Raw genomic sequence first — 15,823 nt, 5'->3', positions numbered from 1 at the left:
ATACCGCCTCGGTCAGTGTCAGTGGTCAGTCAGGGGTCAGCGACAGGGCTGGAAGACGCTGTCGTCCAGGTTCAGGGCGTACAGCACACCGTTGAAGTTGTTGGCATTGTCGGAGGCGCAGAAGGCGTCGGTCGACAGGTTGTACTCGGCTTGGAAGACCGGCTTGCCGGCGGAGACGAACTGGTCCAGCCCGTAGCTTCCGTTCTGCGCGGTGGTGCACTGGCTGTACTGGTTGCACTGCTCGTCCAGGGCGCCGTCGAAGTACGGCAGCAGGTCGGGGATCTGCGCGCCGTCGTTCTTCAGCAGCACGCTCATGCCGCGGGCGTGGGTGTCGTCGGCCAGAGTGGCGTTGTAGTACAGCTGGTCGGCCGCGGTCAGCGGGAAGCCGGTGTTGTTGGTGTAGCCGTCGACGTTGTCGAGTTCGACCATGTCGAAGCCCTTCGACTGGCACATGTCCAGCCGGGCGTCCATGATCTGGCGCAGCGCGCTTGCGGAGTTCTGAATCTCCCGGACATCCAGCCACTTCTCATTCGGCCAGCCGTCCATCACATTTCCCAGCACGGAAGCTGGGAATTGGGACGCGTCGGGTCTGCCGTTCTCGAAACTGCCGGCGGAGATGTAGCACACCGCTTTGATCCCGGCGGCGTGCAGCGAATTGACGTCGCTCGCGGAATTGTTGAAGCCGTCGACGTCGTACATCGAGACGGCGCGATAAGGAGCGGTCGGAACCTGGCTGAGCACCCAGTTCCACGACGTGTTCAGGTCCGGGTGCCAGCAGCTGTCGCAGGCCACCGGGCTCGGCGGCGCCGGTGCGTCGGCGAACGCGGCGGGGGAGTTGAGCAGGGCGGTGGCAAGTGCGGCGGTCGCGGCCACGGGCAGCAGTCTACGTCCAATGGGCACTTCGGTCCTCCAGCATCGATCCGTGCTCGGAATTCTTCTTGGCGATTTTCTACAGCCGTCGGAATAGGCCGTCCAGTGACAGACCCTGAAACGCTCATCGGGGGTGAGCGAATTACTGATTCGAACCGTCTCGCGTGCGTGGCAGCATCCGGACAATCACCACCACCGGTGATCGCGAAGCGGTCTCGGGTCGGACGCCCACCCGCCGTGAGTTGCGCAACTTTCATTCCGCGGTCGAAGTCTTGCAAGGTCCTGTCACAGTCCCTATGTTGTGCATCGCAGCTTCCGGAAACGTTTGCGGGCGACACGGCCGCACCATCGACGAGTCGAGCCTGTGTCAGAACCCTCACTTGTACGAGAGGCCTCCCGACGGCCTTGGCGCCTTCTGAATAACCCCACATTTCACGAAGGAGTTGTGATGAGATCCCCCTTCCCGGCACCACTGACGCGGCAGCCGCGCGGCAAGCCGGCGACGGCCCTGGCGGTCGTGCTCGCCCTGCTGCTGGCCGCCCTGTTCGGCACGACGGCCGGCGCGCACCGTGCCGCCGCGGCGTCCTGCGGCACCACGAACCTCGCGTTGAACGCGCCGGCGACGGCGTCCTCGCTGGAGAACGCGACGTTCCCGGCCTCCGCCGCGGTCGACGGGAACACCGGCACCCGCTGGTCGTCGCAGTTCTCTGATCCGCAGTGGCTCCAGGTCGACCTGGGCAGTGTGCAGAACATCTGCCAGGTGTCGATCCAGTGGGAGACCGCGTCGGCGAAGGCCTACCAGATCCAGGTCTCCAACGACGCCAGCACCTGGACCTCCATCTACTCCACCACCACCGGCCCCGGCGGCACCGAGAACCTGACCGTCAGCGGTTCCGGCCGGTACATCCGTATGTACGGGACGGCGCGCAACACCGCCTACGGCTACTCGATCTGGGAGTTCCAGGTCTTCGGCTCCGGCGGCGGAGGCACCTGCGGCACGACCGACGCCGCGCTGAACCGCCCCGCGACGGCGTCCTCGCTGGAGAACGCGACGCTCCCGGCGTCGAACGCGGTCGACGGCAACCTGGGCACGCGCTGGTCGTCACAGTTCTCCGACCCGCAGTGGCTCCAGGTCGACCTCGGCAGCACCCGCACGATCTGCGGCGTCCAGCTGGCCTGGGAGACCGCCTCGGCCAAGGCGTACCAGATCCAGACCTCGAACGACGGCTCCACCTGGACCTCCGTCTACTCGACCACGACCGGTCCCGGCGGCACCGAGAACCTGACCGTCAGCGGTTCCGGCCGGTACATCCGCATGTACGGCACGGCGCGCAACACGGCCTACGGCTACTCCCTGTGGGAGTTCTCGGTGTTCACCACCGGCAGCACCGGCAACGCGGTCACCGTGAACAACCCGGGCAACCAGTCCACCGCCGCCAGCACCGCCGTCAACCTGCAGATCCAGGCCACCGACTCGGCGGCCGGCCAGACCCTGACCTACGGCGCGACCGGCCTGCCGGCCGGGCTGTCGATCAGCTCCTCCGGCCTGATCACCGGGACGCCGACGGCCACGGGCACCTCGACCGTCACGGTCACCGCGACCGACGGCACCGGCGCGAGCGGCAGCACGAGCTTCACGTGGACCGTGGGCGGCTCCGGCGGCAACGGCGGCGCGCCGCCGCCGGCGTTCTGGGGCAACACCAGCGCCATCCCGACCGCGCAGAACGTGCTGGAGTTCGCGATCGTGAACCAGACCGACGGTCAGTACCCTGACAGCCAGGTGTTCTGGAGCTTCAACGGGACGACGAAGTCGATCGCCCAGCAGCCGTACATCGACATGCCGGCGAACTCGGCCGGCCGGATGTACTTCTACCTGGGCACCCCGAACGGCCAGTACTACGACTTCATCGAGTTCACCGTGGGCACCGCGTCGATCAACGTCGACACCACCCGCGTGGACCGCTTCGGTCTGAAGCTGGCCCTGAAGCTGCACGCCCACGACGGATCGGACCAGCAGATCGGCGAGAACTACGCGACCTTCCAGGAGTCGCGCTCGGCGACCTTCGCCCGGTTCCAGAGCTCGGTGCCGACCGAGTTCAAGGAACTGGCGACGGACCAGGCCCCGTACGGCATCCCGTCCCCGGGCAACGACCCCGCGTTCCAGACCGGCGGCGCCTACGCCAACTACTTCCAGAGCTACGCCGCAGCCAACGGCGACACGGCGGACAGTACGGCGCAGATCTTCGGCTGCGGCGGCACCCTGGCGAACAACCCGCCGCTGTGCGCCGGCCTGAACCGGCATGTCGCGCAGCTTCCGGCGGCGCAGCAGTCGAACCCGGCGAACTTCTACCAGGCGGCTCCGGCCAACTACTACGCGCAGTTCTGGCACCAGAACGCCATCAACGGTGCCCAGTACGGATTCCCGTACGACGACGACGCGGGCCAGTCCTCTGACATCTCGGTGACCAACCCGCAGTACGCGGTCGTCGCCGTGGGCTGGTGACAGCCGCTGACGGCCGCTGACAGCAGCCGGCAGCCGCCGGACCGGCGATTGACCAGCGATTGACAAGATCAAGGGTGTGGAGCCGGGGCGCTGACCTCGGCTCCACACCCTGCTCATGAACAGGCCACCGGCTGTTCGTCCGGGCGAAAGCATGTTCATGCCGGTCCTTGGCCTCGTATCAGGACCATGGCTGAGTGACTCAGAATTCGAGTGCCGGCAGTGCCGACAACCGCCACCGCGTGATTCCGCTGGTCGAACAACACGAGTTCTTCCAGCAGATCCTGCGTCGCAATCCGGTCAGCCGCCGCGGTGTGTTGCGCGGCAGCGTGAGTGCCGCCGGAGCGTCGTTCCTGGTGGGTGGGAGCCTCGCGGGCTCCGCCTCCGCCTCCGCGTCCTCCTCCGCCGACGACCTGACGACCACCGGCACGATCGCCGGCGGCTTCGTCGTCAACGGCCGCCACCTGTCCTTCGGTCCCGACCCGAAGCGGCAGATGTGGGTGGCCGGACAGCTGTTCAACCTCAACACCTACAACGCCGTGCCCTCCGGCATCAAGGTCGAGGTCGAGTACGGCCACGAGGCCGGAGCCTACGGCCACACCGTCGCCGCCGAGATCAGGCAGCTGGTCACGCACGTGCCGGTGTGGAACGGGGTGCCGACCGGCCCGGTGACCGCGTCCCTGACCGATCTGCTGCGCGCCGACCAGTTCTACGTCCACGCGCTGATCGACTGCCTGGAACCCGGCCGCACGTACCACTACCGGTTCGTCTACACGAGGCACGGCGAGCGCGGCCACACCCCGGACGCCACCTTCACCACCGCACCGGACGTCCGCCGCTTCCTGTCCCCGTTCACCTTCACCGCCTACGGCGACCAGGGCATCACCGGCGCCCCGGGCACCGGCCGCACGCTCGACGACGCGCCCTCGCTCCAGCCGGAGTCCTCCAGCCACATCACCGACGACTACTACAACCCGAGCGACCCGGACTACTACGACCCGGCCTCCACGACCGCCCCCACCGACATCTCACCGGTGGCCGCGCTGGTCACGCAGATCACCCGCGTGCGCAACCCGGTCAACCACACGCCGTCCCGGTTCACCCTGCTCGCCGGCGACATGTGCTACGCCAACCCGAGCGGGAACGCGCAGCCGATCATCAACCCGGCCGGCCCGGGCGGGAACCAGCCCGGGAACTCCAACACCCCGGTTCCGCCGCCGAACAGCGGTGGCTGGGACGACTACGACCCGTACGTGTGGACCAGCTACCTCACCACCATCGAGCCGAGCTCGGCGTCCGCCCCGTGGATGTTCAACACCGGCAACCACGACGTCGAGCTGTTCACGACCTCGCTCGACGCCGACGCCGCGACCGTCGACGCCTACGGCAGGCTCGGCTACGGCGGCCACGCCAGCCGCATCGACATGCCGACCAACGGGCCGCGGTCCTGCCCGTCGGTCTACAGCTTCACCTACGGCAACGTCGGCATCGTCAGCGCCGACGCCAACGAGCTGAGCTGGGAGATCCAGGGCCTGCTCGGCTACAGCGAGGGCGAGCAGGCGTCCTGGCTGCGCCGGCGCCTCGGCGAGTTCCGCCACGATCCCGCGATCGACTTCATCGTCGTGTTCTTCCACCACTGCGCCTTCTCCACCTGCGACGGCCACTCCTCCGACGGCGGGGTGCGCAAGGTGCTGGCGCCTCTGCTCTCCGAGTTCGAAGTCGACCTCGCGGTCCAGGGCCACAACCACATCTACGAACGCTCCAACCCCATCAAGTACGACGCCGCCACCAACACCGGGTCCTCCAGCGTGCAGGCGACCTCCAAGTCCGCCCACGAGGCGGCGACCGTGCATCCGCAGACCGACGGGACCACCTACATCACCGTGGGATCGGGCGGCCGGCCGCGCTACAGCTGGTCCGGCGCGGTGGAGACGGACCGCAACTTCCTCACCGGCGTCGACACCGGCGCTCCGGGGAACGGCACGACCGTCATCGCGGATCCGGCGACCTCCCAGGGGCCGTCGGCCGCGCAGCTCGACTTCACCCGCGAGTACGAGACGGTGGACTGGTCGCAGGCCCGCTACAGGGACTACGCCTTCATCGCGCTCGACGTGGTTCCCGCCGCCCCCGACGGCACCGCCACGATGACCATGCGGGCCATCAACGAGCAGGGCGTGGAGTTCGACCGCGTCGTGTTCAAGCGCGACGTGCGCAGGCGCGGCCCGTACAGTCTGTAGCGGTCAGTCGCAAGTCGTCATTCCGACCGTCGCCACGCGCGCGACACCAGGCCTACGGTCGTAGGATGCCTGTCGGTCGCACCGGCAGGCATACCTACGCAGTCCACGAATAACGAGGAAGCAGGCTGACAGCGGATGGCGGACTTCGGCGGATATCAGTACGAGATCTACTTCGACGGGCTCCGCGGGGTGGTGCCGCGCTTCCCGATGGCGTACGAGGGCTGGGAAGCCGCCGCGCAGGCCGCGATGTCCCCGTCGGTGTGGTCCTACGTCGCCGGCGGGGCCGGGGACGAGCACACCCAGCGCGCTAACGTCGCCGCCTTCCTGCGCCACGCCCTGATCCCGCGGATGTTCGTCGGTGCCAAGGAGCGCGACCTGTCGGTCTCGATGTTCGGTCTAACGCTGCCCTCGCCGCTGATGATGGCGCCAGTCGGAGTGCTCGGCCTGTGCGCCCAGGACGGCCACGGCGACCTCGCGGCGGCGCGCGCCGCCGCGAAGACCGGCGTCCCGATGATCGCCTCGACGCTGTCGGTCGACCCGTTGGAGCAGGTCGCCGCCGAGTTCGGCGACACCCCCGGCTTCTTCCAGCTCTACACCCCGACCGACCGCGACCTGGCCGCGAGCCTCGTGCAGCGGGCCGAGAAGGCCGGGTTCAAGGGCATCGTCGTCACGCTCGACACCTGGGTGACCGGCTGGCGGCCCCGGGACCTGTCCACCTCGAACTTCCCGCAGCTGCGCGGGCACTGCCTGGCCAACTACACCGGCGACCCGGTGTTCCGCGCCGCCGTGCCGCAGCCCTTTGAGACGGATCCGGGCGCGAGCGTGCTGCACTGGGCCGGGATCTTCGGCAACCCCCTGACCTGGGACGACCTGCCCTGGCTGCGCTCGCTCACGACGCTGCCGCTGATCGTCAAGGGCCTGTGCCACCCCGAGGACGTGCGCCGGGCCCGCGACGGGGGAGTGGACGGCATCTACTGCTCGAACCACGGCGGCCGGCAGGCCAACGGGGGCCTGGCGGCCCTGGACGCGCTGCCCGAGGTGGTCGCCGCCGCCGACGGGCTGCCGGTGATCTTCGACTCCGGGGTGCGCAGCGGCGCGGACCTAGTCAAGGCCCTGGCGCTGGGCGCCAGCGCGGTCGCGATCGGCCGTCCCTACCTCTACGGCCTGGCCCTCGGCGGCCTGGACGGACTGGTGCACGTGCTGCGCAGCATCCTGGCCGAGGCCGACCTGCTGATGGCCGTCGACGGGTATCCCACGCTCGCCGACCTCACGCCGGAGGCGCTGCGCACCGTCGCCGGATAGGCGAGCGACGAGTCAGGAAGCTGTCTCGCGGCCGGGTCAGCCGCGCGGATCGACCAGCCCGACGTCGTAGGCGATGATCACCGCCTGCACCCGGTCGCGGGCGCCGATCTTCGCCATGGCCCGGCTGACGTGCGTCTTCACCGTCGACTCCGACAGATGCAGCTTGGCCGCGATCTCCAGATTGGTCAGCCCCGCCGCCACCACGCGCAGTACCTCCAGCTCCCGCTCCGTCAGGGCACTGAGCCGCGGGTCCTCGGCCGGGCGGCGGTCGTTGCCCGGCATCACCTTGGCGAACGCGTGCAGCAGCCGCCGGGTCAGCGCCGGGGCCACCACCGCGTCGCCGACCGCGACCGCTCGGATCCCGGCCAGCAACTCGTCCGGCCGGGCGTCCTTCAACAGGAATCCGCTGGCCCCGGCCTGGAGCGCGGCGTAGACGTATTCGTCCAGGTCGAACGTGGTGAGCACGAGCACCCGCGAGCGCCCGCCGGCCGCCGTGATCCGGCGGGTCGCCTCGATCCCGTCCATCCCCGGCATGCGGATGTCCATCAGGACCACGTCCGGGGTCAGCTCCGCCGTCCGGCGCACCGCTTCGATCCCGTTCTCGGCCTCGCCGGCGATGCTCACCCCGGGCTCGGTCTCCAGCACCATGCGGAAACCCATCCGCTGCAACGGCTGGTCGTCGACGATCAGAACACTGGTCATCGACGCCTCAGACTCCCGGCGCCGCGAGCGGGAACCGGGCGGTCACGGTCCAGCCCCCGGCATCGTTCGGCCCGGCCTCGGCCCGGCCCCCGGCCAGCGCCGCGCGCTCCCGCACCCCGGCAAGGCCCTGCCCGCGCGAGCCGTGCGGCGCCGGCACGCTCCGACGCGCGCCGGCCGCCCCGGCAGTCCTGGCCGGCCCGGTGTCGGCCACGCTCATCCGCAGCGACCGCGCGTCGGCCTCGATCACCACCTCGACGGTGGTGTCCGGCCCGGCGTGCTTGAGGCTGTTGGTCAGCGACTCCTGCACGATCCGGTAGATCGCCGACTGCAGCCCGCGCGGCAGCGCCGCGGTGTCGCCACTGGCCCGGCAGGACACCTCCGGCCCGGCCGAGCGGGTGCGCTCCAGCAGGTCCGAGATGTCCGCGACCCCCGGCTGCGGCGCGAACGCCTCCGCGTCGACGCCTCCCAGGACGCCGGCGCCGCTCCCGCCCTCGTCGCCCTGCTGCTCCCGCAGCGCCCCGAGCGTCTGCCGCAGGTCGGCCAGGGACTGCCGGCTGGTCTCGGCGATCAGCTCGAACACCTGCCGGCCCCGCCACGGATGCGCCTCGACCTGGCGCGCGCCGCCGTCGGACAGCCCGATGATCACCGCCAGGCTGTGCCCGACGATGTCGTGGGTCTCCCGGGAGAACCGGGCCCGCTCGGCCAGCACGGCCAGCCGGGCCTGCTGCTCGCGGTGCTGCTCGGCGTGGTGCGCTCGCTCGGCCAGCGCCGCCAGCTGGGCCTGCCGCTCCCGGGCCATCAGCCCGAGCGCGGCGCTGGCGATGATCCCGGTGGCCAGGAAGAACAACGAGACCAGGATCGGGCCCTGCACCGGCGCCATCCGCCATACCAGCACCACCAGGCTCGGCACTATGGCGCTCAGCGCCACCCGCAGCGTCGTCATGGAGCGGTATCTGGCGACGGTGTACAGGCAGATCATCCAGCTGATGTCGCTGGAGGAACTGAGCGCCGCCGCCCACTCGACGGTGCAGGCGGCGACCACCACGCTGTACATGACCACCGGAGCCGGACGCCGCCAGATGATCGCCGCGGACTCCACCACGGAGGTCACCACCAACAGCGGAGAGGCGTGCAGCAACTCCGATCCCTGTCCGGCCTGCGTGGGCAGCAAGGTGAGCAGGAACACCCCCAGCGCCAGGACCACGTCCTGCCGGTAGGGGTGCCCCCGGAACGCGGCCTGCACTCGGCGGGCCGACCTCGGCCATTCGAATCCGGGCCCGACCGGCCGCGGCGTCGTGCCCGGCTCCTCGAACCCGGGCGCGTCCTCGAACCCGGGCGCGGCAGCCGTGAGACCCGGCGTGACCGGCCGCACCGCCGATTCGGCCGAGCCTGGCGTCAGGGCCGGACCGGCCGGCGCGGCGGTCGCGCTGTCTTCCCTCACCAGGAGGTCCACCATGGTTCTCCGTCACCTCCGGATGGCCGATGAGCTGGCCGAAGCTCGACGATAGTCGACGGTCGAAGGGCCGGTCGTCCGCCTTGAGGATGGGCCCGGGCCGGTACCGCGGTGCCACACGATCGGGTCGAATCGGCACTCCGGGACGGCGATCGGACACTTGAAGCGTACCTAGGCTCGAATCCCGGGCTCGGCCGCAGGCGTCGACTCCCAGCGGCCGATACGGGGCCGTCCCGGCGGCGCCGGCGGGTCCGTGGAGAGGAACGATCATGAAGGAAGCTGTGCAGGGGGCCCGTGGCGGCGGAGACGCCGAACGGGGCTTCTTCCCTCGACTGGGCCGGTGGGTGGCCCATCACCCGTGGCGAGTGATCGGGGCCTGGGTGGTCGTCGCGGTCGCGGTGGTCGGGTTCGCGCCCAAACTGGCCACCACCACCGACGAGGCCAGCTTCCTGCCCAGCCACTACGAGTCGGTCCAGGCCCTGAACCTGCAGCAGGCCGCCTTCCCACAAGCCGCCGCTCCGGCCGCCATGATCGTCCTGGAGCGTGCCGACAACGGCGCGCTCACCGCCGCCGACTCAGCGGGGGTGAGCGCGCTGGCCACCAAGCTGGAGGCCGCGCACATCCCGGACATCACGGCGTTCCAGGCCGGCCAGGCCACGCCGAACGGCCGCCTGCAGACCATCGGCGTGCAGATGCCCACCGACAACGACCCGCAGCAGAAGCACCAGACCGACGCGGTCAAGGCGCTGCGCACCCAGCTGCAGGCCGACCTGGCCGGCAGCGGGCTCAAGGGCGGCATCACCGGCTCGGCGGCGCAGACCCTGGACTCCCAGTCCTCCGGCAACAAGGCCGAGGCGCTCATCGGCGTGGCCACCATCGGCCTGATCCTGATCCTGCTGCTGATCATCTTCCGCAGCCCGGTCGTGGCGCTGCTGCCGATCATCACCATCGGCGTGGTCTCCCAGATCGCCGACGGGCTCATCGCCTGGGCCAGCAAGGCCTTCGACCTGAAGACCGACAGCTCGGTCACCTCGATGCTGATCGTGGTGCTGTTCGGCGTCGGCACCGACTACATCCTGTTCTTCATGTTCCGCTACCGGGAACGGCTGCGGGCCGGGGACAACCCGAAGGAGGCCGTGGCCGGCGCCGTCACGCGGGCCGGCGAGGCCATCGTCTCGGCCGGCGGCGCGGTGATCGTCTCGTTCATGGCGCTGGCGCTGTCCACCCTGGGCCTGTTCCGCTCCCTGGGCCCGGCGCTCGCGATCGCCGTCGCGGTCACCCTGGTCGCCGGCCTGACGCTGATCCCGTCGGTGGTCTCGCTGCTGGGCACGCGGGTGTTCTGGCCGTCCAAGGCCTGGCGCACCGAGCCGCGCGGCGCGCGCTTCGCGGCGATCGGCCGGTCCATGGGCCGCCACCCGGCGCGCTTCGCCGCGGTCTCCGGCATCATCATGGCCGCCCTGGCGGTCGCCGCCTTCAGCTTCCGCCCGACCTTCGACCTGTCCTCCGGCTCGCAGGGCAAGGGCTCGGAGTCGACGGTGTGGCAGAAGAACCTGCAGGACGCCGCCTCGGCGGGGGCGACCATGCCGAGCCAGGTCATGCTGAAGTCCACGAACGGCGCCAAGCTCACCCCCGGCGAGCTGGACTCCTACCGCGGCACGCTGGCCGCGGTCCCGGGCGTGGCGCAGGTGTCGACGCCGTTCCCGAACGAGACGAACACCGTGGCGCTGTACTCGGTGACGCTGAACCACGACCCGTCCTCCTCGGCGGCGATGGACACGGTCAAGGGCCCGCTGCGCACCACCGCGCACCACGCGGCGCCGGCCGGCACGGCCGCGGTGGTCGGCGGCACGACCGCGATCTTCGTGGACATCCAGTCCGCGGTGAACCACGACTACGCGGTGGTGTTCCCGGTCGCGGCGGTCATCATCACCCTGATCCTGGGCCTGGTGCTGCGCGCGGTCGTGGCGCCGCTGTACCTGATGGCCTCGGTCGGGCTGGGCTTCGGCGCCACCCTCGGCGCGACGGTGCTGCTGTTCCAGAACTCCGGCGGCAACAACGGCCTGATCTTCATGCTGCCGGTGATCATGTACATGTTCGTGGTGGCGCTGGGCACGGACTACAACATCCTGATGATCACCCGGCTGCGGGAGGAGGCCCGCGCCGGACGCAATCCCCGCGAGGCGGCGGCCGAGGCGGTCCGGCACGCCGGGCCGACGATCGCCGCGGCCGGCCTGATCCTGGCCGGCTCGTTCGCCTCGCTGATGCTGGCCGGCCAGTCGACGCTGACCCAGATGGGCTTCGCGATCTCGGCGGGCATCGCGATCGCGGCGTTCGTGATGTCGATGTTCTTCACGCCGGCGATCACCGCGCTGGTCGGCCACGCGGCCTGGTGGCCGGGGCGCGCTGACGCGGTGCGGCCGTCGGGGGAGGCGCGGCACGGCGGCGGCGGTGGTGGCGGCGGTGGTGGTGGTCCGGAGGGGACGCAGGAGTACGGGGCCACGCAGGCTTCGGTGCGCCGGTAGGGCTCTGTCCCGCGGACCCTTCCACTATCTTCGAACACTGCTACTATCGCGATTAGGTTGGTGGCACACACCCCCCGAGTGCCGACATCAACCGATGCGAGGAGTCCCGTGGCGACCGCACGTCGCCACGGGACTCGTTTCTTTTCGCGCTGCTCCAACGGTCGCCGGTAGTAGACGGACTGTCAATAGGCGCGCGCCGGATTGCGGGGCGGTGAGTCAGGATGCTGCCGCCGAGCCGCCGAGCCGCCGAGCCGCCGAGCCGCCGAGCCGCCGAGTGTGCCGCGCTGCCGAGCTCGCGCCGCATGCCTCACTCGCCGAGCCGCGCCGCCTGCCGCGTCTGAGCGACGTGCCGTGCCGCCGCCCGTGCCGCATTCCCCGCTAGCTGCGCTGCCGAGCTCGCGCCGCATGCCTCACTCGCCGAGCCGCGCCGCCGGCCGCGTCTGACCGACTTGCCGTGCCGCCGCGCGTGCTGCATTCCCTGCTCGCTGCGCTGCCGAGCTCGCGCCGCATGCCTCGCTCGCCGAGCTGCGCCGCCTGCCGCCTCTGACCGACTTGCCGTGCCGCCGCGCGTGCTGCATTCCCTGCTCGCCGCGCTGCCGAGCTCGCGCGGCATGCCTCACTCGCCGAGCCGCGCCGCCGGCCGCGTCTGAGCGACGTGCCGTGCCCCCGCGCGTGCCGCATTCCCTGCTCGCCGCGCTGCCGAGCTCGCGCCGCGTGCCTCGCTCGCCGAGCCGCGCCGCCGGCCGCGTCTGAGCGACGTGCCGTGCCCCCGCGCGTGCCGCATTCCCCGCTAGCTGCGCCGCCATGCTCGCGCCACGCGCCTGCTCGCCGCGTCGCCGCCCCCCGCGCTCTTGCCCTGCGCCCCCTCAAGCCGACTCCCGCCGCACCACCGCCGGATCGAACAGAATCCGCTGCGCCCCCCGAGGCGCCGAGCCGTCAAGCCGCCCCAGCAGCAGCCGCCCGATCGCCTCTCCCTGCTCCAGCGGCCGGATCGAGACCGTGGTCAGCGGCGGCGTGGTCAGAGCCGCGATCTCGATGTCGTCGAAGCCCATCACCGCCACGTCCCCCGGCACGCTCAGCCCCCGTGCCTTCGCCGCGTCCAGGGCGCCGAGCGCCACCACGTCGTTGGTGCACAGCACCGCGTCGGGCGGCTGGCGCAGCGCGAGCAGCCGCTCCATCGCGCGGGCGCCGCCGTCGCGGCTGATCTCCTCGCGCACCACTAGCGGCGCCGAGCTCGGCATCCCCGCCTCGCGCAGTGCGTGCCGGTAGCCCAGGACGCGGTTGGCGGGCGCCCCGACGCGTCCGGGGCCCGTGATGAAGGCGATGCGCCGGTAGCCGCGCTCGACGAGGTACCCGGCCGCGATCTCGCCGCCCGCCACATCGTCGGAGCTGACCACGTCGATCCCCGGGCGCGCGGTCCGGCCGCCGAGCAGCACCACCGGGATCCCGACCTCGGCGGCGGGGGAGACGCGCCGGTGGTCGGTCTGGTAGCCGGCGAACGCCAGGCCGTCGACGCGGCGCGTGATCATCTGCTGCACCGCGGCGTCCTCGACCGCCGGGTCCGCGTCCGTGCTGGTCACCAGCACCTGGAGCCCCGCCGGGCCCAGCACGTTCTGCAGCCCGCGCGCGATCTGCGGGTAGAACGGGTTCGTGATGTCGGGGATCACCAGCGCCACGGTGTTCGTGCGCTGCAACCGCAGCCCGCGCGCCAGCTGGTTCGGCTCGTACCCGAGCTCTGCGATCACTCGCCGCACCTTCGCCGTGGTCGCCGCCGACACCGGCCGCTGGCCGGACAGCACGTGCGAGACCGTCGTGATACTGACCCCCGCCTGCTGGGCGACGTCGGTGATGCTGACGTGCCGCTTGCGGCCCTGCTGCGCCACTGAGCTCTCCGATCCGTCGGGGTGGTAATCGTTGACACCGGTTGGGGCCCATGACATTCTTCTGAGCCAGAATACAAAACGTTTTGCAAAGGAACACCGTGAGCGACCCCAACCGCCTCCTCGACGCCTCCGGAGCCCTCCCGCAAGCCCAACCCCCGTGGTCGTCCCGCGACAGCCTCCGCATCACCCGCGTCCGGGCCATCGTCACCGCCCCCGAGGGCCAGCCCCTGGTCGTGGTCCGGGTCGACACCTCCGAAGACGGCCTCCACGGCCTCGGCTGCGCCACCTTCACCCAGCGCTACGCGGCCGTCGCCGCCGCGGTCGACGAGCAGGTCGGCCCGCTCGCGGTCGGCCGCCACCCGGCCGACATCGAGGACATCACGAGGCTGATCCACTACTCCTCCTACTGGCGCAACGGCCCGGTGCTGAACAACGCCCTGTCCGGCCTGGACCAGGCGCTGTGGGACATCGCAGGCAAGCGCGCCGGCATGCCGGTCTACGAGCTGCTCGGCGGCCGCAGCCGCGCCGCGGTCGAGGTCTACTCGCACGCCGCCGGCGGCACGATCGAGGCGACGCTGGAGCAGGCCGAGCAGCTGATGGCCGAGGGCTACCGGAACGTGCGGCTCCAGGTCGGCGGCCCGGGCCTGGGCACGTACGGCGCCCCCGGCACCCCCGGCGGCTATCCCCGCTCACCGCATCCGGACGGCTGGGCCGTCGAGCAGTACCTGCGCGACGCCCCACGGCTGTTCGCCGCCGCCCGCGAACGGCTCGGCGACAGCGTGAACCTGATGCACGACGTCCACAGCCGCCTCACCCCGAAGCAGGCCGTGGTCCTGGCGCGCGCCCTGGAGCCCTACCGGCTCTCCTTCCTGGAAGACGTCATCGCCCCCGAGCTCTACGACCGCCTGCCCGAGGTGCGCGCCGCCTCGCCGGTGCCGATCGCAGTGGGTGAACAGCTCGGCTCGGTGCCCGACGCGGTCCGGTTGGTGCGCGACGGCGGCGTGGACCTGCTGCGGCTGCACACGTCGGCGGTCGGCGGCCTGACCCCGACCCGCAAGATCGTCGCGCTGTGCGAACTGCTCGGCGTGCGCACCGCGTTCCACTCCCCGGCGGACGTCTCGCCGGTCGGCGTCGCGGCGAACCTCGCCGTGGACATATCCACGCCCGCGTTCGGGTATCAGGAGTCGCATACGTACAACGACGCCACGCACGAGGTCTTCCCCGGCACACCGGTCGTGCGCGAGGGGCACATGTACCCCTCGGACGCGCCTGGCTGGGGCATCGAGCTCGACGAGAAGGCGGCGGCCGAGCACCCGCCGGTGAAGTTCCTGCACGAGCGGTGGTCGGCCGGCGTGCGCCGTCCCGACGGCGGGCTGGAGGCCCCGTGAGCCCTGTGAGCCCGGAGCTCCCCACGCCGCAGTTCCCCACGCCGCGCCGGGTCCTGGTGACCGGCGCCGCGGGCCTGGTCGGCCGGGTGGTGACGCGCGCCTTCGCCGAGCACGGCGCCGCCGTCACCGCGCTGGTCTACGAGGACCCCGGCGACCTGGCCGCGATCGGCGCGGACCGGGTCGCGGTCGGCGACGCCGGCGACCCGGACCTGGTGCGCGAGGCCCTGGCAGACGTGGACGCGGTGGTGCACCTGGCCGCGCTGCCGACGCCGCTGCACGGCGCCGCGCTGGAGGTGTTCGGCGGCAACACCCGCGCCACGTTCAACGTGCTCGAAGAGGCGGGCCGCTCGGGCGTCCGGCGCGCGGCGGTGGCCAGTAGCCTGTCGATCCTCGGCCTGCCCTGGGCCAGTCGGACGCTGCACCCGACGTACGTCCCGATCGATGAGGACGCGCCGTTGCAGTTGGAGGACCCGTACGGGCTGTCCAAGCAGGTGGACGAGGCGACGTCGGAGATGATGGCGCGGCGGCACGGGATGGACGTCGTCGCGCTGAGGTTCCCGTTCGTCAGCGACGACGCGCGGGCCGCCCACCGGCTGCCGCTGCTCGCCGACGACCCGGCGGTCGGGGCACCGGAGCTGTGGGCGTACCTTGACGTACGCGACGCGGCGCAGGCGGCGTGGCTGGCGATAACCGTGCCGCTGCAAGGGTTTCACACGGTGTTCGTGGCCGCGCCCGACACGATGGCGCCGTATCCGACTGCTGATTTACTCGCGGCCTACCACCCGGATGCGGAGGTGCGCGCGCCGATGCCGGGACGCGCGGCGCCGCTGGATCTGCGGGCTGCGGAGCGGCTGCTCGGGTTCGAGGCCCGGCACGTGCTGGACCTGGAGCCCCGGCCGTGGCCGCCGCCCCAGCCCACCGCGACCGCGCAGGATGTGCCAACCCCGCCGCCTTCCTAGACTGACC

At 71.3% G+C, this 15,823-nt stretch carries 10 protein-coding genes; 6 read left to right on the top strand and 4 right to left on the bottom strand.

The genetic code is table 11. The annotated features are described in order from the left end of the window. Positions 1-36 precede the first annotated feature (36 nt). The gene (locus ABH935_RS09535) at positions 37-873 is read right to left on the bottom strand and encodes an endo alpha-1,4 polygalactosaminidase (protein ID WP_370377445.1); all 837 of its coding nucleotides are present in this window, start codon (positions 871-873) and stop codon (positions 37-39) included. 445 nt (positions 874-1,318) lie between these two features. Between ABH935_RS09535 and ABH935_RS09530 the strand changes: the two genes are divergently transcribed. The 3 genes from ABH935_RS09530 (at position 1,319) to ABH935_RS09520 (ending at position 6,909) form a co-directional block, all read left to right on the top strand. Then, positions 1,319-3,373 (top strand): discoidin domain-containing protein, encoded by a 2,055-nt coding sequence (locus ABH935_RS09530; RefSeq protein ID WP_370377444.1) that lies wholly within the window; start codon positions 1,319-1,321, stop codon positions 3,371-3,373. A gap of 194 nt (positions 3,374-3,567) precedes the next feature. Next, entirely contained in the window at positions 3,568-5,607 is a 2,040-nt protein-coding gene (locus ABH935_RS09525; protein ID WP_370377443.1) for a phosphoesterase, read from the top strand. Positions 5,608-5,742: 135 nt separating this feature from the next. After that, on the top strand, positions 5,743-6,909 hold the full coding sequence (locus tag ABH935_RS09520) for an alpha-hydroxy-acid oxidizing protein (RefSeq protein WP_370377442.1): 1,167 nt from the start codon (positions 5,743-5,745) through the stop codon (positions 6,907-6,909). Between the two features lie 36 nt (positions 6,910-6,945). Here ABH935_RS09520 and ABH935_RS09515 read toward each other — a convergent pair whose 3' ends face one another. Together ABH935_RS09515 and ABH935_RS09510 are read right to left on the bottom strand one after the other, a co-directional pair. Then, positions 6,946-7,611: a response regulator gene (locus ABH935_RS09515; RefSeq protein ID WP_370377441.1), complete on the bottom strand. Its 666-nt coding sequence runs from the start codon at positions 7,609-7,611 to the stop codon at positions 6,946-6,948. Positions 7,612-7,618: 7 nt separating this feature from the next. Continuing rightward, positions 7,619-9,067, bottom strand: a complete 1,449-nt coding sequence (locus tag ABH935_RS09510; RefSeq protein WP_370377440.1) for a sensor histidine kinase — start codon at positions 9,065-9,067, stop codon at positions 7,619-7,621. Positions 9,068-9,333: 266 nt separating this feature from the next. On the opposite strand from ABH935_RS09510, the gene ABH935_RS09505 reads away from it, so the two are divergent. Next, complete coding sequence (locus tag ABH935_RS09505) at positions 9,334-11,586, top strand: MMPL family transporter (RefSeq protein WP_370377439.1); 2,253 nt, start codon at positions 9,334-9,336, stop codon at positions 11,584-11,586. 866 nt (positions 11,587-12,452) lie between these two features. On the opposite strand, the gene ABH935_RS09500 is transcribed toward ABH935_RS09505, so the two are convergent. Continuing rightward, positions 12,453-13,469, bottom strand: a complete 1,017-nt coding sequence (locus ABH935_RS09500; RefSeq protein ID WP_370377438.1) for a LacI family DNA-binding transcriptional regulator — start codon at positions 13,467-13,469, stop codon at positions 12,453-12,455. A 98-nt stretch (positions 13,470-13,567) separates the two neighbouring features. On the opposite strand from ABH935_RS09500, the gene ABH935_RS09495 reads away from it, so the two are divergent. Beyond that, positions 13,568-14,857, top strand: coding sequence for an enolase C-terminal domain-like protein (locus ABH935_RS09495; RefSeq protein ID WP_370377437.1), 1,290 nt, complete (start codon positions 13,568-13,570; stop codon positions 14,855-14,857). After that, positions 14,854-15,816, top strand: a complete 963-nt coding sequence (locus ABH935_RS09490) for an NAD-dependent epimerase/dehydratase family protein (protein ID WP_370377436.1) — start codon at positions 14,854-14,856, stop codon at positions 15,814-15,816. Before ABH935_RS09495 ends, ABH935_RS09490 begins: the two co-directional genes overlap by 4 nt. The last annotated feature ends 7 nt before the right edge of the window (positions 15,817-15,823 follow it).

It is taken from the genome of Catenulispora sp. GAS73, from assembly GCF_041262085.1.
Classification (GTDB): domain Bacteria; phylum Actinomycetota; class Actinomycetes; order Streptomycetales; family Catenulisporaceae; genus Catenulispora.
Note: the sequence above shows the minus strand (reverse complement) of the source record. Positions and strands in the feature narration are given on the sequence as shown.